A 20401-nucleotide genomic window follows, 5' to 3' on the forward strand; every position below is an offset into this window, starting at 1 on the left:
CCTAAGAGAATTTAGCCTTATGCGCAGACTTTCACTAACAAACAAAAAACTCCGCAACATCCCCAGGCGCCTCAAAGCCCTGAGCCGCTGGGCCGACAGCTTCGAAGGCTGTTTCTACGAAGAATTACCGCCTCAACCTGACTACGTAACCGAAAGAATCCCCGTCATCGAAAATCTTGTTGAGGGCAAACAAACCACACCGGAAATTCAGGCGCACTGTGCTCAACAGTTGATCAATGTCTCAGGCCATCTGCTTAAAGCGCGACCAGACGACGCCCCTGAATGCTGGGTTGTCGCCTGCGTCATGCTTCCGGACATGTTCTCAAGCCGAGTCTGTGTCTACACCGATAAAGCTCGCTACTTGGGCCACACTCAACCTTTCGACTATGAGTACTTTCGCCAAGCTCGAATCACTGGCCGAAGCCTGGCCAAAGAATGGAGCCTGACCATCCCACCGGGGCTTCACGAAGTCGGCTTTCACTTCATTCACGAGAATGAAGACGGAGATATCTTCGAGTCAGAGCACTGGTACTTCGGCGAGGTCAGCACGACAGACGAAGACCCAGGCGGTGAGCGCTGGAAGTACCAGACCTTCAGGTCCTTCCAGGCGCAGCACCCGCATTTGTTCGGCTCGACCTCTTAGCTCGACTTGGCCCTGGTCCCTGCCCCTCAACACAATATCCCAGTGTTTTCATGCGCTGTTCCGCGTCGCCTTCGCGGCGTACCAAACGGATTTTTTTGCTGCTAGAGGCGCACAGGACGTGGGAGCGCAGCGATGCAAGTGCTTCGGTCGGTCAGGCGTACCGAGGCGATCCCTTCGTAGCCTCGCTGGGCTCGACAACTCCCACATTTGAGCCGGGCTGCTTCAGGTTTCGTTGAATACCAGCCGCGCGCGCAGGCCGCCCTGCTCCAGATTGTGCAGCGTAAGCCTGCATCCGATCTTCCCGACAATCATCTCCACAATCGCCAACCCCAGCCCAGCGCCATTGGCGTTATCCCGACTGTAAAACCGCTCAAACAAGCGCTCCATTTCCGCTTCATCAATCCCCGGACCTTGGTCTTCCACGCTCAAGCAGTCAGCGCCGATCACCACTTTCACTTCGCTGCCCGCGGGGGAAAAGTTAAGCGCGTTAGTCACCAGGTTCTGCAGCGCAATCGCCAACGCCACTGGCTCGGTTTGCACCCAGCATTCGTCTTCCCCTTCCAACACCAACTCCACACCCTTTTCTATCGCCAGCGGCGTCAGCTCGGCGAGTTCTTCGCGCACCAGTTCCGTCAGTTGCACAGGCTTGCACACGGGGTTGTTCAGTTGCGGCTCGATGCGCGCCATGGTCAGCAACTGGCTGCCAATCCGCGTGGCGCGGTCCACGCCATTCACCAGAAAATCCAATGCTTCGCGCCGTTGCTCTTCGGTGGCAGCGCTTTGAGCGTTCTGCGCGTGAATGCGCAAAATCGCCAGCGGCGTGCGCAGTTCATGCGCTGCATCCGCGATAAACCGTCGTTCGCGCTCGAGCAGGTCATCCATCTGCACCAACAACCGATTAAGCGCCGTTTGCATCGGTTCCAGATCAGTCGGCAGCGGCTTGAGGTGCAGCGGCTGCAAGGTGTCGGTACTGCGCCCGCGAATTGACATCACCATGGCGCGCAACGGTTTCAGGCCCCAGCCGATGGTCAGCCAGATCAACACGGTCAGTAGCGGCACGCCGATCAGGGTGGGCCAGAGGGTGTGGCGCACGATGCGTTCGATCAGGTCCTGGCGAATGTCGTCGCGCTCGCCCACCCAGATCAGCAAGCCCTGCTGCGGGTCGGCGAGGAGGAAGGCGCACCAGTCGTTGCCGTTATCCATGATGTCGTGGGCGCCGAGGGTAGTCGGCGGCGCAGCCAGCACGGGCGCCTCGGCGGAGCGCACGAGGAGTTGACCGTCGGTGCGCCATACCTGGAAGGTCAGGCGGGTTTCATACGGGTGGGCGACGCCGTCCTCGCCGACGCGGCTCATGGCCTGGTCGAACGCCTGATACAACCTGTCCCAATCCGCTTCGCCGGGGTCGCGTTGGCGCAGTACGCCTTGCAGCAGGCGTGCGCTTTGGGCGAGTTGAGCGTCATAGACTTCTTCGATTTCATGGTGGCTGTCGCGCAGCACCAGCCAGCTGATCAGCGCGTCGCCGAGCAAAATAAACACCAGCACCGGAATAAGAATGCGCGCGCGAACGGAGGTCATGGCTTGAGCGCTAGTACATAGCCGACGCCGCGCACGGTGCGGATCAGTTCGGTGGATAACTTTTTGCGCAGGTTATGGATCAGCACTTCCAGGGTGTTGCTCTCAACCCGGTCCTGCCAACCGTACAGCGCGCGGGACAGGCGCTCGCGGGTCACGACTTTGCCGGGGCGCACCATCAATTGGTGCAGCAGCTGGTATTCCATCGGGGTGACGATGATGTCTAGATCCTGATAACGCACTTGCTGGGTAGCCGGGTCGAGGCTGACGCCAGCGTGCTCCAGCATCGGCTGCGCGCGGCCCTGGCTGCGGCGCAACAGGGCGCGCACGCGGGCTTTGAGTTCTTCGACGTCGAAGGGCTTGATCAGGTAGTCGTCGGCGCCAGCGTCCAGGCCGGCGATACGTTCGGCAGTGCCGTCGCGGGCGGTGAGGATCAGCACCGGCAGGTCGTGCTGCCCGGCGCGCAGTTGCTGCAACAGGTCGAGGCCATCGAGGCGCGGCAGGCCGAGGTCGAGCAGGAGCAAATCGAAGCTTTCAGTGCGCAGTGCGTGCAGGGCGCTGAGGCCATCCTGCAGCCAATCCAGGGTGTAGCCTTCTGCGCCCAATGCCACGCGAATGCCCTGGCCGAGGGCACGATCATCTTCGACTAGGAGTAGGCGCATTGCGGAATCTCTGTAGGAAACGGCGGAATGATGCAGGTTCTGCAGCGGCCCCTTCGGGGAAAGATGTTACGGCGCGTTGCCAACTAAGGTTGCGCTAAGGTTGGTTTTGCACTGTGAAATCTCCCACATCTGCTGAGAGCTTTTCCATGCGCAAAATTCTCCTGCTGTCCCTGATTATCGCCAGCCCCATGGCCCTCGCCGGCCCGCAGTGCACCACCGTCGAACGCTCGCAGTGGCAAGACGAAAAAGCCTTCCAGGACACGCTCAAGGCGCAAGGGTACGAGATCAGCAAGTTCAAGGTCACCGACGGCAACTGCTACGAGATCTACGGCTTCGACAAAGACAAACGCAAGGTCGAGATCTACCACGACCCGGTCACCGGCAAAGCCGTGAAGACTGAGATCAAGGGCTGATGCCAAGCGAATCCCTGCGCCTGTGGGACCCTCTGGTAAGGCTGTTTCATCTATCTATCGCCGGGGTCTTCGTCGCCAACTACTTCTTTAACGAAGCGGGCGACGACTGGCATGTGTGGCTGGGCTACTACGCCATGGCCTGGTTGCTGGTGCGACTGGTGTGGGGGTTCGTAGGACCGCGCAGTGCACGTTGGTCAGATTTCTGGCCATCGCCTGCGCGACTCAGTGCCCATGTGCGTCGGGTGTTGGACGGGCGAGGGCTGCACCGCCTCGGTCATTCGCCCATCGGCGCGCTGGTGATGCTGTTGATGTTGTCGGCGCTGCTGACCCTCGGTATCAGCGGTTTCCTGATGCAGGAAGTCGACGCGTTATGGGGTGCCGACTGGCCGCTGCAAGTCCACGAAACCGCCGCCAATGTGCTGCTGGCTCTGGTCTGCGTGCATGTGCTGGCCGCCGTGTATGAAAGTCTCCAGGTGAAGGACAACCTGCCGTTATCCATGCTCACCGGTCGCAGGAAGCGCCTGCCGGATGAGCGTGCGCAGTAATCCTTTTCCCCAACAGGTTCTCTATGCGCTCCGCCTTACTGATCTGCAGCCTGCTCGCGGTGTTTTTCGCCGCCTGGCAAAGCCATCCGCCGCACGTGCTGGCGCCGTTTGCCCAGGCGAGCCCGAATACCTCCAAGGTCGCGACGGCGCCGCAATACACCAGCCGCTTTGTGTCCTCGCAACTCACCGACTTTGTGCACGCCTCCTCCGTCACCGCCCTGCCCGGCGGCGACTTGATGGCCGTGTGGTTTGCCGGCAGCCGCGAAGGCGCCGCCGATGTGCAGGTGCGCACCGCAAGGTTTGATGCGCGCAGCGGTGAATGGGGCGCCGAGCAGGTGCTGGCCACGCGCGAAAGTACCCGCGACGGCACGCAGCGCTACATTCGCAAACTGGGCAACCCGGTGATTGCGCTGGGGCCGGATAAACGCCTGTGGATGTTTTATGTGTCGGTGTCGGTCGGCGGCTGGGCCACCAGCGCGATCAACGTGATGGTCTCCACTGACCTGGGCGCAAACTGGTCGGCGCCGCGGCAATTGGTGACCTCACCGTTCTTTAATATCAGCACGCTGGTGCGCGCCGCGCCGGTGTTTCACGCCGACGGTTCGATTGGCTTGCCGGTGTATCACGAGTTCATGGGCAAGTTTGCCGAGTACCTGTACTTGAGCCCCGACGGCGCGGTGATCGACAAATTCCGCATCAGCCGTGGCAAGCACTCCCTGCAGCCGACCATCGTGGCGCAGGACGGCCAGCGCGCCGTGGCGATGTTGCGCTACGCCGGCGAAACCCATCACCGCGTGCTCGCCAGCCGCACCATCGATGCCGGGCAAACCTGGAGTGAGCCGTACCCGCTGGCGCCGGCCAACCCCAATTCATCCCTCGCGGCAGTGGCTACTGAGGATGACGGTTTGCTGGTGGCCCTCAACGACCTGCAAGACGGTCGCTTCAAGCTCAGCCTCTACGGCACCAACGCCCAGTTCAGCCAATGGCGTACGGTGGTGGAACTGGACCAGTCGCCCGACCCGCTCGGCCAGCCGTTCTCCCACGAGGCTTACAAAGAAATCATCGGCGAGGGCTTTCGCGCCTCCAGCGGCGCCAAGCGTCTGCCACTGGAACAACGCTTTCTGAGCAACCTGGATTACCGCGTGTGCAAACCGCGCGGCTGTGATTTCGAGTACGAGTACCCGTATTTCAGCCGCAGCCCGGACGGCATGTACCACGTGGTGTACTCGTGGAATAACACCTTTATCAAACATGTCAGCTTCAACGAAGCCTGGCTGGCGGAGCATTTGTGATGGTTTCTGTGTGGCAGGCCCATTTGAGTTTTGTGCTGCTGGGGTTTGTGCTCTTAAGCCTGTTTCGCTTTACCGCGCCGTGGCGGCCGTGGTTGCTGCCGATGCTGGTGGCGCTGAGTTTTATCCCGGTGAATGAACTGCCGTTGGCGGCGTACGTGCGCAGCTTTACCGATGACCTGGCGATCAGCACTTTGGTGTTGCTGGCGTGGGTGACGCTGTGCCGATTGGGCGTGGTGCAGCCGGTTAATCGCCCACATCAAGTGCAACTTCTGGTGCTGTTTGGCACGCTGAGCCTGCTGCTGTATCCGGCCACGATGGGCCTGACGTATTACGACCCTTACCGCTGGGGCTTCAACCCGCGGCCGATGATTGTGCTGGTGGGCGCGGCGGCTTTACTGCTGCTCTGGCTGCGCAACACGTTGACGGTGTGGATGCTGGCAGTGGGCACCCTGGCCTTCGCGCTGCGGCTCAAGGCGTCGGAGAACTATTGGGATTACCTGATCGATCCGCTCCTGGCGAGCTACTGCGTAGTCGCCGGGTTAATGCAACTCAACCTGTGGGAGCGGGCTTGCTCGCGAAAGCGGCGTGTCAGGTAACAACGCTGGCACTGATAAACCGCCTTCGCGGGCAAGCCCGCTCCCACATTGGAGTGGCGTCGTTTTGGAAATTGGGAGGGGTCAGTGATGGCGATCCGCTCCCGACGGGCTACTGCGTAGTCACTGGTTAACGCGATCCAAACTGTGGGAGCTGGCTTGCCTGCGAAGGCGGCTTATCAGGCGACAACGCTGGCACTGATAGACCGCTTTCGCGAGCAAGCCCGCTCCCACATTGGATTGGCGTCGTTTTGGAGGTTGGGCAGGAGGATCAAATGGGGTCGATCCGCTCCCGACGGGCTACTGCGTAGTCACTGGTTAACGCAATCCAAACTGTGGGAGCTGGCTTGCCTGCGAAGGCGGCGTGTCAGGCAACAACGCTGGCACTGATAAACCGCTTTCGCGGGCAAGCCTGTTCCCTCATTTGCTGTGTGGTGTTTGTGAGATTGAGTAGAGGTCAATGATGGGTGTGTTGCAATCACGCCGCCTGCGCTACGGCGTGGGCGCGATCGGGTTGGTGTTTGCGTTGCTGGCGGCTTTGCGGCTGGTGTTTTTGATCAGCTTTTCCGGTCTGGATTTAAACACCCCGGCGCTGGCGGAAACCCTGGGCATCGGCCTGCGTTTCGACCTGCGCCTGGCCGTGCTGATCATGTTGCCACTGGCCGTGCTGGCCTGGCTCCCACGCTGGAACCTCACCACCCTGCCCGCCCTGCGCTGGCTGGCGCGCGGCTATCTGGTCGTGGCCCTGGCCGTGGTCGGCCTGGTGTACATCATCGACTTCGGCCACTACGCCTACCTCGGCGTGCGCATCAACGCGACCGTGTTGCGCTACCTGCAAGACGCACAGATTTCGCAACAGATGGTGTGGGAAACCTACCCGGTGCTGTGGATAACCGCCTGCTGGCTGGCCGCCGTGGCGCTGTGGGTATGGGCGTTGGTGTGCCTGGAGCGATTGACCCTGGATCGCGAACCCACAGTCATCGGCAAATGGGCCGTGGCTTCCGTGGCCGTAGTCGGGGTTGTCGCCGTGCTGCTGGCCCTGCTCGGCCGCGTGGCCAACCTCAACCTGGAAAACCCGGTGCCTCTGCGCTGGAGCGATGCGTTTTTTTCCGGCAACAGCCAGGTTGCCGCCGTGGGCCTGAACCCGGTGCTGTTTTTATACGACACGCTCAAGGTCGGCCAAGCGCAATTCGATGAAGCCACAGTGCGCAAGCATTACCCGCAAATAGCCGAGTATCTGGGCGTTGACCAGCCCGATCCGCAACAACTTAATTTCACCCGCGAACAAGGCGTGCAACCTTATCGCCTGCAAGGCGAGCGCCCGCCCAATGTGATTTTCGTGATGCTTGAATCCCTCGGCACCAGCGCCGTCGGTGCCTACGGCAACCCGCTGAACCCCACGCCGAACCTGGACACGTTGGCAACGCAAAGCTGGTTCTTCAAACACTTCTACGTGCCCGTCACCGGCACCGCCAAAACCGTGTGGGCGAGCATCACCGGCGTGCCCGATGTGACCCGCCAGGAGACCGCCACGCGCAACCCGCTGATCACGCGGCAGCACACGCTGATCAACGCGTTCGAGGGCTACCAGAAGTTCTACATGATCAACGGCAACGCTGGCTGGGCGAATATCAATGCGTTGATCCGCCAGAGCATCGATGACGTGCAGCTGTTTGATGAAAGCTACTGGCGCTCACCGCGAGTGGACGTGTGGGGCATCTCTGACCTGGACCTGTTCAAGGAGGGCGACCAACTGCTGCGCGCCGTGCCCAAGGACAGGCCGTTCTTCGCTTACGTGCAAACCTCCGGCAACCATCGCCCGTTCACCATTCCCAAGCAGAACGACGGCTTCCAGGTCCGTGACGTGACCCTGGAGCAAGCCCAGGCTTCTGGCTCGCGCAGCGTCGAGCAGTACAACGCAGTGCGTTTGCTGGACTTCAACATCGGCCGCTTGATGGACATCGCCAAGGCCGGCGGCTGGTACGACAACAGCATTTTTGTGTTCTTCGGCGACCACAACACCCGCATCAGCCAGATCCCGCACATGCCGCCGGCCTTCGAGCAACTGGGTCTGGAAAGCAACAACGTGCCGTTGCTGATCCACGCGCCGGGCCTGCAACCACGGGTGATTGAAGAGGCGGTGGGCCTGGCGGATTTGTTGCCGACAGTGGCCGGCATGGCAGGCGTCCCCTTTCGCACTGGCGCGATGGGCCGCGACATCCAGCAGCCGGCACGGGAAGGCGAACGTGTGGTGCCGCTGGTGTTGCACGAGGGCACGTTCCCGATTATCGGCGGCGTGACCCAGGACTTCCTGTTGCAGATGCAACACGACGGCAGTTCACCAACCCTGCATGACCTGGCGTCGCCAACACCTCGCGAAGACGTGGCCGAGCAGCACCCCGAAGAGTTTCAGCGCCTGCAGGGCCTGACGCGCGGGCTGCATGAAAGTGCGCGGTTGATGCTGTTCAGGAACGTGCGCGAGTGATCATTTGGGCTGGAAGGTTTCGAGGTAGGCCAGGATGTTTTCAATCTTTTCCGGGTCGCTGATGCCCCAGAAAATCATGCGCGTGCCGCTGACGACTTTTTTGGGCGCCTCGATATAGGCGGCGAGTTTGTCGCGGGTCCAGACCACGCCGGAGTTTTTCATCGCGTCGGAGTACTGGTAGTCCGTGGTGGTGCCGGCAGGGCGGCCGATGATGCCGTTAAGCTGCGGGCCGAAGCCGCCGCGCGCGCCTTCGCCGATGCTGTGGCAGCCGCCGCAGGTCTTGCTGAAAAGCTTGCCGCCCGCCTCGGCATCGCCTGCCGCTAAAGCCGGGGCGGTGGTGAGAATCAGGGCGAGGGTCAATAAAGCGTGCTTCATGAAGGCTCCACATCAGGCAACGGTGGGGCGATTATGCCTGCAAGCGCACTGTGCCGCTGCGGGCAACGCCTTGCTACCCGCTCTAAACCGACCATCCATCGCCCGGAATATATCCAATCGAACCTATTCACGCCCGCCCCACTCCACCTTACTGAACCCTGATGGTGGAGTAAGGATCATGGCTCAGCCATCGATTTTAGTGCTGGAAGACGACGAGATCATTCGCTCGTTAATGGTGGATGTACTGGAGGATTTCGGGGCGCACGTCACGTCATTTCCTTCGGCGGATGAAGGGATGATTTACCTGGAGCGCGGCGACGACCCCGTGGATCTGATTGTCAGTGATATCCAGATGCCCGGTTTGCTCAATGGTTATGACTTGAGCAAGGTGGTGGCGCATCGCTGGCCGTCTGTGCCCGTGGTGCTGACCTCCGGCAATACCAAGCTGGCGGCGCAGTTGGGCGGTTCCGTGCGTTTTTTACCCAAGCCATGGAGCGCCGAACACCTGGTTGAGTGCGTACAAACGGCGCTGAGCCAACAGGGTATGTCCCTGCACTGATATCGTCGCGATATCACAAAAACGAACTTGAGGTGCTTTTCCGTGGTCATTAATCACGCAAGGAGTGACTTTTCTGATCCGCCGGTCTGCCTTTTCGCCTAGTGCGCACAGGTGATGGCAATGAGTTGTGTAGAATCGTCGCCCATTTACAGCGTCATTCATGGCCGGAAGGCCCACAGTTCGAGCTCATTGAATGCATTCACAGGCCCCTGACGTCAGTGCGCCCTCATTGCTGGAAGCGTTACGTTCAGGCACCGCCCTGCTGCATGTAGCGCTGGAAAAACGCCTGCCGTTTTTCTCCGAGCGTCTGGATGCCGCGTGGTACCAGCGCTTGCTTCAGGCGTACTACGGTTTTTATGAGCCAATGGAATCGGCGCTGTATGACAGTGGTTTGATCCCCGATGGATTCGATACGTCATTGCGTGTGAAAACGCCTACACTCCTGCACGATCTTTACGCCCTTGGCCTGACTGACGACGCCATCAGTGCCCTGCCGCGTTGCACCAGCCTGCCACTGTTCGATACCTCCGCCGCCTGCCTCGGTGCCCTCTATGTACTGGAAGGCGCGACCCTGGGTGGCCAATTGCTGCGCCGGGAAATGGCCCAGCGCCTGGGCATCGACGCCGAACACGGCGGCGCGTTTCTCAATGTGTACGGCGCCGAGACCGGTCGACGCTGGAAAGACTTTCTCGATTACCTGAGCCGCCAACCCCTCGATGCGCACGCCAAACAGCGCGCAGTGCAGGCAGCTTGTTCGACATTCAGCGGCTTCGAGCATTGGCTCGTCAGCCAGGAGGTACTGCTATGAAACCCGAAGATTTTGAAGAGCTGCTTGCCAACTGTGCCGACGAACCCATCCGCACCCCCGGCGCGATACAGCCCCATGGTGTGCTGCTGACGTTGTCAGAGCCGGAGCTGCACATCATTCAGGTCAGCGCCAACGTCGGCAGCCTGTTCGGTCACACGCCCGAGCCGCTGCTGGGTCAGCCGCTGCACAGGTTGATCGGCGCCGAACATGCTCAAGCCGTGCAGGCCATGGCTGAACACAACACGTTTTTAGATGCGCCAGCGCTGCATGTCACCTTCAATGGCGCGCAATTCGAAGGCCTGCTGCACCGCCATCAAGCGGTGCTGGTGCTGGAATTCGAACCACGCCTGGAAGATTTCAAACCGCGAGCCCTCAATGGTCGCACCAGCGATCTGGGCAAGATGCTGCAACGCCTGCAGGCAGCGAAAACCCTGCAAGCGCTGTACGAAATCAGCGTGAATGAAATCCAGGCCATGACCGGCTACGACCGAGTGCTGATCTACCGCTTCGAAGAGGAAGGCCATGGCCAGGTGATCGCCGAAGCCTCGGCGCCGTCCATGGAGCTGTTCAACGGGCTGTTCTTTCCGGCGTCCGACATCCCCGAGCAGGCCCGCGAGCTGTACCGCACCAACTGGCTGCGCATCATCCCAAATGCCGCTTATGAGCCCGTGCCGTTGCTGCCCAAGCTGCGCCCGGACACCGGCCAACCGCTGGACCTGAGCTTTGCGACCCTGCGCAGCGTGTCGCCGATTCACTGCCAGTACATGCAGAACATGGGCGTGCTGTCGTCCATGAGCATCTCCTTGATGGCAGGCGACAAGCTCTGGGGCCTGATCAGTTGCGGTAACCGCGAGCCACTGTTGGTGCCCAATGACCTGCGCCTGGCCTGCCAAACCATCGGCCAGGTGCTGTCGTTGCAGATCAGCGCCATGGAAGCCCTGGACCTGAGCCGCCAGCGCGACGAAAAAGTCGAGGCCCTGGCCCTGCTTGATCGCGCGATGAAAGCGTCCGAACAAAACGTGTTCGACGGCCTGGCCCAGCAGCCGCAAGTCCTGATGGACCTGACGCTGTCGGGCGGCGTGGCAATCATTGAGGACAAACAGTTGCACCGTTACGGCAACTGCCCGCAGCCCGAGCAGATTCGCGCGCTGCACGCATGGCTGCAAGCCAGCGGCGAACCGGTGTTTTCCAGCCACAACCTGACCTCGGTGTACCCGCCGGCCGCCGAGTTCCAGCACGTGGCCAGTGGCGTGTTGGCCATGAGCCTGCCAAAGCCTGTGGATAACGGCGTGCTGTGGTTTCGCCCGGAAGTGAAAGAGAACATCAACTGGAGCGGCAATCCGGACAAGCCGTTGAATCTGGAAGAGTCAGACGCCGGCTTGCGCCTTCGCCCTCGGACCTCGTTTGAAATCTGGAAAGTGGAAATGGCCGGCATCTCCACCAAATGGAGCCATGGCGACCGTTTTGCTGCCAACGACCTGCGCCGTTCAGCCCTGGAAAATGACCTTGCCCGCCAAGTGTTGCGCGAACAGCAAGCCGTACGCGCGCGTGATGACCTGGTGGCGGTGGTGTCCCACGACCTGCGTAACCCGATGACCGTTATCTCGATGCTCTGCGGCATGATGCAAAAGGCGTTCAGTTCCGAAGGCCCGCACACCTCGCGACGTATTTCTTCGGCGATCGACACCATGCAACAGGCCGCAGGGCGCATGAACGTGCTGCTGGAAGACTTGCTCGACACCTCGAAAATCGAGGCGGGCCGTTATGTGGTCAAGCCGGTGGTGCTGGACGTCAGCCAGATGTTTGAAGAAGCCTATGCCCTGCTCGCGCCGCTGGCGATGGAGAAAGGCATTGAACTGTCGTTCAACGCAGAACCGGGGTTGCAGATCAACGGGGACCCTGAGCGTCTGTTCCAGGTGTTGTCGAACCTCATCGGCAACGCCATCAAGTTTACCCCGCGCCAGGGGAACATCGGCGTGAGCGCCATGAGCAATGACGAAGAGATCGTATTTTCGGTGCGCGATTCCGGTGAAGGCATTGCGCCTGAACAGTTACCGCATGTGTTTGATCGCTACTGGACCCAGACCGAAAACAACCCGACCGGCAGCGGGTTGGGGCTGTACATCACTCAGGGCATCGTTCAGGCCCATGGCGGGCAAATCGACGCGCACAGTGAAGTCGGCCGGGGCAGCGAGTTTCGCTTTACGGTGCCCAAGGGGATCGAGGGGTCACACCCCTGACAGCGGCAAGTGGACTTGATGTGGCGAGCGTGCTTGCTCTCCACATCAGGCCGGCTGGCTAAACCCGCAACATACCACCCTGGCCGCGACGGGTTGGTGGCCGGTAGCCTTGTCATGTTTTGACTCAACGCGTGTATAGCCGCGCCAGCCGAGGCTTTGTAAGTTCTGTGCGCGTTCACAACGCGACAACACTTCCCTGGCCTTACCGAGCACACCCAATGGATTTTTTTCTCAGCGCTAACTTGAACTACATCAACACCATCCAGCTGATCAACGCCGCGCCTGCGCCACAACCGCCGAAGCCAAGCCTCGATCAGGCGTCGGCCATAGGCCTGAGCGGCGCAAATACCCCAGACAAGAACAACCGCTCCGGCAACCTGGAAAGCCTGGGCAAGGGCAATCTGCTCTAGCCTGTGAAAGGCGGGGCAAGCCATCCCGCCCCGCCATCCCTTAACAAAACACTGACATCCGCTGGGTTAACCTGCCGGCCTTTCCTGCACAGAGTCCTCATTCCTATGCTTGAAGCAGGCACACTGCCCGCCGTTCTTGCCGGGCCGCTGTTACGGCGGCTGGAGCCTCGCCGCCTGGTGTTGTGGCTGGTGGCAAACCGTGAACTGTCGCCGACCTTGAGGCTGCACGTTGCCGAACACAGCCGCGATATCCGCCTGGATCAGGGCCAGTGCCAAGTCGTGCCGGTGGGGCGCCACGCCTTCATCCACCTGATCGACGTGGCGCTGGACGACGCCCTGCCGTTGGACGTGCTCATCGGCTATGACCTGCTGATCGACAACCTGGGCATCGCCGAATGGGCGCCGCACCTGCTGTATGCCGACGCCCGGCAGCCGAACTTCGTGCTGCACAGCCGTATCCGCCAGTTGGTACACGGTTCCTGCCGCAAACCGCACCACCGAGCCGACGACGGCTTGCTGTGCGTCGACCGCCTGCTGGCCGAGGCACACACGCCGACAGAACGCCCGGCCTTGCTGATGATGAGCGGTGACCAGATCTACGCCGACGATGTCGCCGGCCCGATGCTGCGCGCGATTCATGCGCTGATCGCGCGACTGGGCCTGTTTGACGAATACTTGGAAGGTGCGGTGGTGACTGACAGCGCCAGCCTCTACGGGCATCGCGCCAGCTATTACCATCGCGCCGACCTGCTCCCGGCGCTGGACAGCAACGAGACCCTGCGCGAGCGGTTTTTTGGTGGCGTAAAGAAACCGATTTTCACCAGCAGCACGGCCGACAATCACCTGGTGAGCTTTGCCGAGGTGATCGCGATGTACCTGCTGGCGTGGTCGCCCACGCCCTGGCAGTTGATCACGCCACAACCTCCGCAACTGAGCGTCGAGGAACAGCAGCGTTATGCCCGCGAGCAGGTGCCTATTGATCAATTCCGACAAGGGTTGCCGGGCGCCGCACGGGTCTTGGCTCATCTGTCGACGCTGATGATCTTCGACGATCACGACATCACCGACGACTGGAACCTCAGTGCCCAATGGGAAGAAACCGCCTACGGCCACCCGTTCTCCAGGCGCATTATCGGCAATGCCCTGCTCGCCTACCTGCTGTGCCAGGGTTGGGGCAACCAGCCGGATGTGTTCGCTGAGCTGCTGAGCCAAACCCAGGCACTGGCCACCCAGGTTAAAGGCAACCACCTGGACGCCGGCCTGCAAGATGACCTGCTGGCGGCGCTGTTGAAATTCCAGCACTGGCATTACGTACTGCCCACCACACCGGCCCTGGTAGTGCTCGACACCCGTACCCGCCGCTGGCGCAGCGAGTTCACCCTCAAGCAGCCCTCTGGCCTGCTGGACTGGGAAGCCTTGAGTGAGCTGCAACAGGAACTGCTGGACCACCCCTGCGCCATCATCGTCTCGCCCGCGCCGGTCTTTGGCGTCAAGCTGATCGAAACCGTGCAGAAGGTGTTCAGTTGGTGTGGCTACCCGCTGCTGGTAGACGCTGAAAACTGGATGGCCCATCGCGGCGCCGCCCAGGTAATCCTCAACATCTTCCGCCACTCGCGCACGCCGGGTAACTACGTGATCCTCTCGGGCGACGTGCATTACTCGTTCGTCTACCAAGTGCTGATCCGCTACCGCAACGGCGGGCCGAGCATCTGGCAGATCACCAGCAGCGGCATCAAGAACGAGTTCCCCCCACGCCTGCTGGAATGGTTCGACCGCCTGAACCGCTGGCTCTATTCACCGCGCTCACCGCTCAACTGGTTCACGCGCCGCCGTACCATGCAGGTAGTGCCCCATATTCCGGAACATGCCGAAGCGGGCGAACGGCTGTGGAATTCGGCGGGCATCGGTCAGGTGTTTTTCAACGACCACGGCCAACCGGAGGCGATTTACCAGCACAACGCCGATGGAAAGCCTCGGACGAGGATGCTGGCGCCGGAGTAAGTTTTCTTACACATGCAAAACCACGCTCGCACTCACTCTGCGGAAAATTCATAACCACCTGTTTTTGCTGTAATTTTCTGCAAAGCTTCGACATCCATCGCTCACAAAAAAAGTGCCAGGCTCTGACCGCTCTTCGCGAAAAGCTTCATCAATCGCCGATTGCCGTATGAACCTATTTTGGTGCACTCTTGTGAACGACTTACCTCTCATGTTGAGCGTCGCGTTTTTCCGAACGCAGGCTGGCAACGAGCCCGTGCGTGAATGGCTGCTGGAACTGCCAAGGGAGTCACGCAGACTCATAGGCATTGACATCAAAGCAGTCCAGATTGGATGGCCGCTGGGAATGCCGCTGGTTCGAAAGCTGGAGCACAGCCTTTGGGAAATACGAAGTGACCTCAATGAGAACATTGCACGGGTCATTTTTACGTTAGTTGACCGCGAAATTGTGTTGCTGCACGGCTTTATCAAAAAGAGCCAGAAAACGACGTCAGTGGACCTGAACACCGCGAGGCGTCGTAAAAGCAAGCTTTGAGGGACCACCATGAATAAACATATCGGCTCCAACTTCGATGATTTTCTAAGTGACGATGGGCTCATAGAAGAAGTGTCCGCTGCCGCATTGAAGCGTGTTATCGCCTGGCAGTTGGCGCAAGCAATGAAGGCGCAGAAAGTCAGCAAGAAAGCGCTGGCAGAACGTATGCACACCAGCCGCACTGCTGTGGATCGGGCGCTGGATCAAAACGATGCCGGCATGACTCTGGCAACCCTGGCAAGTGCCGCAAGAGCGTTGGGCCAGCGGGTAGAAGTGCGGCTTTTACCGAACGCCAATACATGACCGGTGATGACGTGAAAACCGGTCCACGTAAATCCAGCATAGGTGGCTCATAGCCATACATCTAAAGCAGCACACCCGCCCTATTCAAACCGCGCAAGTCCCGATGTACAGTAGCGCCAGCCACGGAGTATCGGCGTCAACGAAGACTGGCCTTACAAACCAGCACACGCAGGGAAGCGCAAAGATGGGCGATAACTCCGGCAATAAACCGCTGCGCAATGACTTTTCCGAACTCAACGCCGACATGTTGCACGCCGTCATGGAACTGGTCAGCGACGGCATCTGGGACTGGAACGCCAATACCGGCTTCGTCTACCGCAACCCCGGTTGGTACGAAATGCTGGGTTACCCCCGCCACTCCCTGGAAAACACTGTGTTCACCTGGGAGAACGTGATCCACGCCGAGGATTACCCGCGCGTGATGGCCGTGTTTGATGACTACATCAACCAGCGCGCCCCCCATTACCAGGCCGAGTACCGCTGCCGAAAAGAAGACGGCAGCTACCTGTGGATCGAAGACCGGGGCTACGTCATTGCACGTAACCCTGACGGCTCGGTAGCCCGCATGGTCGGCGCCCACCGCGATATTCACACCTGCAAGAACTCCATCGAACAGCTGCAAAAGCGTAACCAATCGCTGGAGGCTCTGGTGGCCGAACGCACCCGTGAATTGTCTCGGGTCAATCAGCAACTGCAATTGCAGCTGGATGAGAACCGCTCCCTGGCCGAACAGGACGCCCTGACGCGTATCGCCAACCGTTATCGCCTGGAAAAAGTGCTGCTGGAGGAGTGTGAGCGTGCCGAGCGCTTCCGCGTGCCACTGGCATTGGTGGCCATGGATATCGATGACTTCAAGCCGATCAATGACCAACACGGCCACGGCGTCGGCGACAAGACCCTGATTCGGGTGGTGGAAAACCTGGAAGCCTGTGTGCGTCCCGGTGATTTGCTCGCGCGCTGGGGCGGTGACGAATTTATGGTGGTGCTGCCCAAAAGCACCCTCGATTCGGCCAAGCAACTGGCCGAAAGCGTGCGGCAGAAGGTCACCGAAATACCCGCCGTGGGTGATTTCAAAGTGACCCTGAGCCTGGGTGTGGTCGAACGTCGTATGGGTGAGGACCCTGCCGCCTTGATGGCACGCGCCGATCAAGCGCTGTATCGGTCCAAGGCGGCGGGAAAGGACGTGGTGTCGGAGTAAATACGGCGACTCCACTGGCTTGGCGTGATCAGCGCACTGGTGGCGCGTACTGGATGCCGCCGTTGCTCCACAAGGCATTGAGCCCACGCTTGATCTTCAACACGCTGCCCTGGCCGATATTGCGCTCGAACACTTCGTCATAGTTGCCCACTTGCTTGACGATCTGCACCACCCAGTCCTTGCGCAGTTTCAAATCTTTGCCGTAATCGCCGTCGGCACCCAGCAGCCGCGCAACGTCGGGGTTCTTGCTGGATTTGGCCTGCGCTTCGACGTTCTGCGAGGTGATGCCCATTTCCTCGGCATTGAGCATGGCGAACAGCGTCCATTTGACGATGCTGAACCACTCGTCATCACCCTTGCGCACCAGCGGCCCGAGTGGCTCCTTGGAGATCACTTCGGGCAGCACCACAAACTCATCCGGGTGAGCCATCTTGATGCGCTGCGCGTACAAGCCCGACTGGTCGGTGGTCAGCACATCGCAGCGCCCGGCTTCGAGGCCCTTGGCGCTTTCGTCGGCGGTATCGAAGGTGATTGGCGTGTACTTCATGCCGTTGGTGCGAAAGTAATCCGAGACATTGAGTTCGGTGGTGGTGCCGGCCTGGATGCAGATGGTTGCGCCGTCGAGTTGCTTGGCGCCGGTCACCCCCAGCTTGTTGTTGACCAGAAAACCGATGCCGTCGTAATAGGTGACGCCGGTGAACACCAGGCCCATGCCCGAATCACGCGAACTGGTCCAAGTGGTGTTGCGTGAGATCAGGTCGATTTCGCCGGACTGCAGCGCGGTAAAACGCTCTTTGGCCGTCAACTGGCTGAACTTCACTTTTGAGGCGTCGCCGAACACCGCCGCGGCGACGGCGTGACACACGTCTACATCGATGCCGGTCATTTTACCGGTGGCGTCCGGCACGCCGAAGCCCGGCAAACCGTCACTGACGCCGCACTGGATAAAGCCTTTTTTCTGGATTGCGTCGAGGGTCACGCCGGCGTGGGCACTGCCCGCCAGGCCCACGACCGCAGCAGCGGTGAGGGCGGCCAAGGTGGTCTTGAGGTTGTTCATGCGAGGCACTCCCTGTCGATCTTTATTATTCGGCGCCGCACAGCCCGCGCCGGTTTATAGTGTGGCCGCGCAGTATCGACGGCTTTACGCCCCTGTCACAAACGACCTTTAGGCAAAGGCTCCTTCCGATTTGGAATGAACTGCATGATCTCTAAACGCTTGACCCCTTCGATGACCGCCCTGCAGTGCTTCGAAGCCGCCGCCCGCCACCTGAGTTTCACCCGCGCCGCCCAAGAGCTGCACCTGACCCAAAGTGCCGTGAGCAAGCAGGTCGCGCAACTCGAAGAGATGCTCTGCCACAACCTGTTCGAGCGCGTGCGCCAGCGTCTCTATCTGTCGCCAGCGGGCTCGCTGTACCTCGCCGAGGTCCACAAGATTTTGACTCAGGTGGACATTTCCAGCCGGTACATCCTCACCTACGGCGGCGAGACCGAAGTGCTGCGCATCGCCACCCAGCCGACCTTCGGCGACCGCTGGCTGGTGCCCAAGCTCAAGGATTTTGCGGCCAGACATCCGAACATCCACCTGGATGTGCGCAACGAGCTGGAGCCCTTCGACGTGTTGCAGGCCAAGGCCGATATTGCGTTTTTCTTCGGCCAGGGCTCCTGGCCGGGGGCGACGTGCATCGAGCTGTTTCGCGAGGCCGTGGTGCCGGTCTGTGCGCCGGGGTTTGTCGCCGAGGGCAGCGATGCCTCCTCGCGCCACACCTTGCTGCAATGCACGTCACGCCCGCAAGCCTGGCATGAGTGGTTTCTGGAACAGGGCCTGCATTCGCAGAACAGCTACCACGGGCCGCGTTTCGACACGTTCTACATGTGCATTCGCGCAGCGCAGTCGGGCTACGGCGTGGCGTTGGTGCCGCAGTACCTGGTGGCCGAAGAGTTGGCCAATGGCAGCCTGATGACGCCTTGGGATTACACGATGCCCAGCGCCGGCGCGCACTTTATCGCGCACGCCGAACACGCCGGCGAGATCCCTAAAGTAAAAGCATTCTTGAACTGGATGGTCGACTACTTAAAAGCACATCCCGACTTTTAATAATGACCCGGCGACTTTATTTCGTTTGCGGCAAGGCCGGGCGCGCGGCTTAGATAAAAAGACGCCCGCCATTGCCGAGTCCGAGATTCATGAGCCGCGAAACCATCAGCCAGTCGATTTCCATCGTTCACCCCATCAGCCTCAGCCACGGCAAGAACGCCGAGGTCTGGGACACCACGGGCAAGCGCTACATCGATTTTGTCGGCGGCATCGGCGTGCTCAACCTCGGGCATTGCCACCCCGGCGTGGTCGAGGCGATTCGGGAGCAGGCCACCAAACTGACCCACTACGCGTTCAACGCCGCCCCTCACGCGCCCTACATCGAACTGATGGACCGTCTTACCGCGTTTATGCCGGTGGATTACCCGGTGAGCGGCATGCTCACCAACAGCGGTGCGGAAGCGGCGGAAAACGCTTTGAAGATTGTGCGCGGCGCCACCGGCCGCACAGCGGTGATCGCGTTCGACGGTGCCTTTCACGGCCGTACCCTGGCCACGCTCAACCTCAATGGCAAGGTAGCGCCCTACAAGCAAAAGGTCGGCGTATTGCCTGGGCCGGTGTACCACCTGCCCTACCCCAGCGCTGATAACGGCGTGAGTTGTACCGAAGCACTCAAGGCCATGGACCGCCTGTTCAGCGTGGAAATCGACGTTGAGGACGTGGCCTGTTTCATCATCGAACCCGTGCAGGGCGAAGGCGGTTTCCTGGCCCTGGACGTCGAATTCGCCCAGGCCTTGCGACGTTTCTGTGATGAGAAAAACATCCTGCTGATTGCCGACGAAATCCAGTCAGGCTTCGGGCGCACCGGCCAGCGCTTCGCCTTCTCGCGCCTTGGAATTGAACCGGACTTGATCCTGCTCGGCAAAAGCATCGCCGGCGGCGTGCCATTGGGCGCGGTGGTCGGGCGCAAAGCCTTGCTCGACACCTTGCCCAAAGGCGGCCTGGGCGGCACCTACTCCGGCAACCCGATTGCGTGCGCGGCCGCATTGGCCACGCTGGACGCGATGACGGACGCACACCTGAAAACCTGGGGTTCATACCAGGCCGAAGCCATCGTCAGCCGTTATGAACAATGGCGTGCGCAAGGTGTGCCCTATCTGGGTCGCCTGACCGGCGTCGGTGCCATGCGCGGCATCGAGCTGGCCAATGCCGACGGCACGCCCGCGTCCAGGCAACTGACCCAACTGCTGAGCCTGGCGCGGGACGCGGGGCTGCTGCTGATGCCCAGCGGCAAGTCGCGACACATCATCCGCCTGCTGGCACCGCTGACCACCGAGCCCTCGGTGCTGGAGGAAGGCCTGGATATTCTCGAGGCCTGTCTCAAGCAGCTGACTTAGTAGCGCGCATCGGCGGGCTTGCCGCCGTTGGGCCAGTCTTTGACCTTGTCCGGGAAATCCGGGCGCGGTTGGCCGGAGAAATACGCCGCGACGTCGGTGAAGTACTACTTCAGCTACCAGCAGGCAACGCATCCGCTGTTTTTGAACACGCCAGCGATGCCGGTGGCGGTGGGCGGTGTGTCGGGATTTACCGTTGGTCTGTTCTGTGGACGCGCCCAGCGGCTGCAGCGGGCGCTGACGGCGTTGCGCCGCGACAAGGGCATTGTGCTGCCTTGACCTGATCACCCTCCCCGCTGAAAATGCGCGACGCTTTTTTGTCCCGTTTACTGAAGTAGTGA

20 protein-coding genes and 1 pseudogene are annotated in these 20401 nt (G+C 60.6%); 16 read left to right on the top strand and 5 right to left on the bottom strand.

Translation table 11 applies throughout. The features are described 5' to 3' along the window. Window positions 1-19: 19 nt before the first annotated feature. Window positions 20-643 carry a DUF3916 domain-containing protein gene (locus NTD89_RS23245; protein ID WP_145164213.1) on the top strand — a complete coding sequence of 208 codons (624 nt, stop codon included), beginning with the start codon at window positions 20-22 and terminating at the stop codon, window positions 641-643. 222 nt (window positions 644-865) lie between these two features. Here the strand turns inward: NTD89_RS23245 and NTD89_RS23250 are convergent, their stop codons facing one another. Next, window positions 866-2218, bottom strand: coding sequence for an ATP-binding protein (locus tag NTD89_RS23250; protein WP_262209917.1), 1353 nt, complete (start codon window positions 2216-2218; stop codon window positions 866-868). Next, on the bottom strand, window positions 2215-2877 hold the full coding sequence (locus tag NTD89_RS23255) for a response regulator (RefSeq protein ID WP_262209918.1): 663 nt from the start codon (window positions 2875-2877) through the stop codon (window positions 2215-2217). The genes NTD89_RS23250 and NTD89_RS23255 overlap by 4 nt, the downstream gene beginning before the upstream one ends. Before the next feature lie 146 nt (window positions 2878-3023). Here NTD89_RS23255 and NTD89_RS23260 point away from each other — a divergent pair, with 146 nt between their 5' ends. The 5 genes from NTD89_RS23260 to NTD89_RS23280 all read left to right on the top strand — a co-directional run bounded on the left by NTD89_RS23260 (window position 3024) and on the right by NTD89_RS23280 (window position 8205). After that, on the top strand, window positions 3024-3290 hold the full coding sequence (locus tag NTD89_RS23260) for a PepSY domain-containing protein (RefSeq protein ID WP_262209920.1): 267 nt from the start codon (window positions 3024-3026) through the stop codon (window positions 3288-3290). Further along, window positions 3290-3835 carry a cytochrome b/b6 domain-containing protein gene (locus NTD89_RS23265; protein WP_262209922.1) on the top strand — a complete coding sequence of 182 codons (546 nt, stop codon included), beginning with the start codon at window positions 3290-3292 and terminating at the stop codon, window positions 3833-3835. Before NTD89_RS23260 ends, NTD89_RS23265 begins: the two co-directional genes overlap by 1 nt. Before the next feature lie 23 nt (window positions 3836-3858). Continuing rightward, window positions 3859-5127 (top strand): sialidase family protein, encoded by a 1269-nt coding sequence (locus tag NTD89_RS23270; RefSeq protein WP_262209923.1) that lies wholly within the window; start codon window positions 3859-3861, stop codon window positions 5125-5127. Next, on the top strand, window positions 5127-5723 hold the full coding sequence (locus NTD89_RS23275) for a hypothetical protein (RefSeq protein ID WP_262209925.1): 597 nt from the start codon (window positions 5127-5129) through the stop codon (window positions 5721-5723). Before NTD89_RS23270 ends, NTD89_RS23275 begins: the two co-directional genes overlap by 1 nt. A gap of 460 nt (window positions 5724-6183) precedes the next feature. After that, entirely contained in the window at window positions 6184-8205 is a 2022-nt protein-coding gene (locus NTD89_RS23280; RefSeq protein ID WP_262209927.1) for an LTA synthase family protein, read from the top strand. Here NTD89_RS23280 and NTD89_RS23285 read toward each other — a convergent pair whose 3' ends face one another. Next, window positions 8206-8580, bottom strand: coding sequence for a c-type cytochrome (locus tag NTD89_RS23285; protein WP_145164229.1), 375 nt, complete (start codon window positions 8578-8580; stop codon window positions 8206-8208). 178 nt (window positions 8581-8758) lie between these two features. Between NTD89_RS23285 and NTD89_RS23290 the strand changes: the two genes are divergently transcribed. The 8 genes from NTD89_RS23290 to NTD89_RS23325 all read left to right on the top strand — a co-directional run bounded on the left by NTD89_RS23290 (window position 8759) and on the right by NTD89_RS23325 (window position 16631). Then, window positions 8759-9139 carry a response regulator gene (locus NTD89_RS23290; protein WP_145164231.1) on the top strand — a complete coding sequence of 127 codons (381 nt, stop codon included), beginning with the start codon at window positions 8759-8761 and terminating at the stop codon, window positions 9137-9139. Between the two features lie 193 nt (window positions 9140-9332). Then, window positions 9333-9947, top strand: coding sequence for a biliverdin-producing heme oxygenase (locus tag NTD89_RS23295; protein WP_262209929.1), 615 nt, complete (start codon window positions 9333-9335; stop codon window positions 9945-9947). Then, window positions 9944-12187 carry an ATP-binding protein gene (locus tag NTD89_RS23300; RefSeq protein ID WP_262209930.1) on the top strand — a complete coding sequence of 748 codons (2244 nt, stop codon included), beginning with the start codon at window positions 9944-9946 and terminating at the stop codon, window positions 12185-12187. The genes NTD89_RS23295 and NTD89_RS23300 overlap by 4 nt, the downstream gene beginning before the upstream one ends. A gap of 218 nt (window positions 12188-12405) precedes the next feature. Further along, window positions 12406-12597, top strand: a complete 192-nt coding sequence (locus NTD89_RS23305) for a hypothetical protein (protein ID WP_262209932.1) — start codon at window positions 12406-12408, stop codon at window positions 12595-12597. A gap of 105 nt (window positions 12598-12702) precedes the next feature. After that, window positions 12703-14598, top strand: coding sequence for an alkaline phosphatase D family protein (locus tag NTD89_RS23310; RefSeq protein ID WP_262209934.1), 1896 nt, complete (start codon window positions 12703-12705; stop codon window positions 14596-14598). A gap of 190 nt (window positions 14599-14788) precedes the next feature. Then, entirely contained in the window at window positions 14789-15130 is a 342-nt protein-coding gene (locus NTD89_RS23315; protein WP_119737164.1) for a type II toxin-antitoxin system RelE/ParE family toxin, read from the top strand. 9 nt (window positions 15131-15139) lie between these two features. Beyond that, window positions 15140-15433, top strand: coding sequence for an XRE family transcriptional regulator (locus NTD89_RS23320; protein WP_145164243.1), 294 nt, complete (start codon window positions 15140-15142; stop codon window positions 15431-15433). Between the two features lie 184 nt (window positions 15434-15617). Beyond that, window positions 15618-16631, top strand: a complete 1014-nt coding sequence (locus NTD89_RS23325) for a sensor domain-containing diguanylate cyclase (protein ID WP_262209937.1) — start codon at window positions 15618-15620, stop codon at window positions 16629-16631. A 28-nt stretch (window positions 16632-16659) separates the two neighbouring features. Here NTD89_RS23325 and NTD89_RS23330 read toward each other — a convergent pair whose 3' ends face one another. Next, window positions 16660-17688, bottom strand: a complete 1029-nt coding sequence (locus NTD89_RS23330; protein WP_106578247.1) for an amino acid ABC transporter substrate-binding protein — start codon at window positions 17686-17688, stop codon at window positions 16660-16662. Window positions 17689-17832: 144 nt separating this feature from the next. Between NTD89_RS23330 and NTD89_RS23335 the strand changes: the two genes are divergently transcribed. Together NTD89_RS23335 and NTD89_RS23340 are read left to right on the top strand one after the other, a co-directional pair. Next, a complete protein-coding gene (locus tag NTD89_RS23335) occupies window positions 17833-18726 on the top strand; it encodes a LysR substrate-binding domain-containing protein (protein WP_242201063.1) in 894 nt (297 codons plus the stop codon). A gap of 89 nt (window positions 18727-18815) precedes the next feature. Further along, window positions 18816-20063, top strand: coding sequence for an aspartate aminotransferase family protein (locus NTD89_RS23340; protein WP_262209938.1), 1248 nt, complete (start codon window positions 18816-18818; stop codon window positions 20061-20063). Here the strand turns inward: NTD89_RS23340 and NTD89_RS29595 are convergent. Continuing rightward, a pseudogene (locus NTD89_RS29595) lies at window positions 20060-20158 on the bottom strand (hypothetical protein); the annotation flags it as partial. The gene NTD89_RS23340 and the pseudogene NTD89_RS29595 overlap by 4 nt on opposite strands. Window positions 20159-20401: the final 243 nt, after the last annotated feature.

It is taken from the genome of Pseudomonas sp. 14P_5.3_Bac1 (genome assembly GCF_025466135.1).
Lineage (GTDB): Bacteria > Pseudomonadota > Gammaproteobacteria > Pseudomonadales > Pseudomonadaceae > Aquipseudomonas.

Excerpts from the sequence above, each read along its gene's own strand:
- NTD89_RS23245 (WP_145164213.1), top strand. The coding sequence starts at position 20 with ATGCGCAGACTTTCACTAACAAACAAAAAACTCCGCAACATCCCCAGG.
- NTD89_RS23250 (WP_262209917.1), bottom strand. The coding sequence starts at position 2,218 with ATGACCTCCGTTCGCGCGCGCATTCTTATTCCGGTGCTGGTGTTTATT.
- NTD89_RS23255 (WP_262209918.1), bottom strand. The coding sequence starts at position 2,877 with ATGCGCCTACTCCTAGTCGAAGATGATCGTGCCCTCGGCCAGGGCATT.
- NTD89_RS23260 (WP_262209920.1), top strand. The coding sequence starts at position 3,024 with ATGCGCAAAATTCTCCTGCTGTCCCTGATTATCGCCAGCCCCATGGCC.
- NTD89_RS23265 (WP_262209922.1), top strand. The coding sequence starts at position 3,290 with ATGCCAAGCGAATCCCTGCGCCTGTGGGACCCTCTGGTAAGGCTGTTT.
- NTD89_RS23270 (WP_262209923.1), top strand. The coding sequence starts at position 3,859 with ATGCGCTCCGCCTTACTGATCTGCAGCCTGCTCGCGGTGTTTTTCGCC.
- NTD89_RS23275 (WP_262209925.1), top strand. The coding sequence starts at position 5,127 with ATGGTTTCTGTGTGGCAGGCCCATTTGAGTTTTGTGCTGCTGGGGTTT.
- NTD89_RS23280 (WP_262209927.1), top strand. The coding sequence starts at position 6,184 with ATGGGTGTGTTGCAATCACGCCGCCTGCGCTACGGCGTGGGCGCGATC.
- NTD89_RS23285 (WP_145164229.1), bottom strand. The coding sequence starts at position 8,580 with ATGAAGCACGCTTTATTGACCCTCGCCCTGATTCTCACCACCGCCCCG.
- NTD89_RS23290 (WP_145164231.1), top strand. The coding sequence starts at position 8,759 with ATGGCTCAGCCATCGATTTTAGTGCTGGAAGACGACGAGATCATTCGC.
- NTD89_RS23295 (WP_262209929.1), top strand. The coding sequence starts at position 9,333 with ATGCATTCACAGGCCCCTGACGTCAGTGCGCCCTCATTGCTGGAAGCG.
- NTD89_RS23300 (WP_262209930.1), top strand. The coding sequence starts at position 9,944 with ATGAAACCCGAAGATTTTGAAGAGCTGCTTGCCAACTGTGCCGACGAA.
- NTD89_RS23305 (WP_262209932.1), top strand. The coding sequence starts at position 12,406 with ATGGATTTTTTTCTCAGCGCTAACTTGAACTACATCAACACCATCCAG.
- NTD89_RS23310 (WP_262209934.1), top strand. The coding sequence starts at position 12,703 with ATGCTTGAAGCAGGCACACTGCCCGCCGTTCTTGCCGGGCCGCTGTTA.
- NTD89_RS23320 (WP_145164243.1), top strand. The coding sequence starts at position 15,140 with ATGAATAAACATATCGGCTCCAACTTCGATGATTTTCTAAGTGACGAT.
- NTD89_RS23325 (WP_262209937.1), top strand. The coding sequence starts at position 15,618 with ATGGGCGATAACTCCGGCAATAAACCGCTGCGCAATGACTTTTCCGAA.
- NTD89_RS23330 (WP_106578247.1), bottom strand. The coding sequence starts at position 17,688 with ATGAACAACCTCAAGACCACCTTGGCCGCCCTCACCGCTGCTGCGGTC.
- NTD89_RS23335 (WP_242201063.1), top strand. The coding sequence starts at position 17,833 with ATGATCTCTAAACGCTTGACCCCTTCGATGACCGCCCTGCAGTGCTTC.
- NTD89_RS23340 (WP_262209938.1), top strand. The coding sequence starts at position 18,816 with ATGAGCCGCGAAACCATCAGCCAGTCGATTTCCATCGTTCACCCCATC.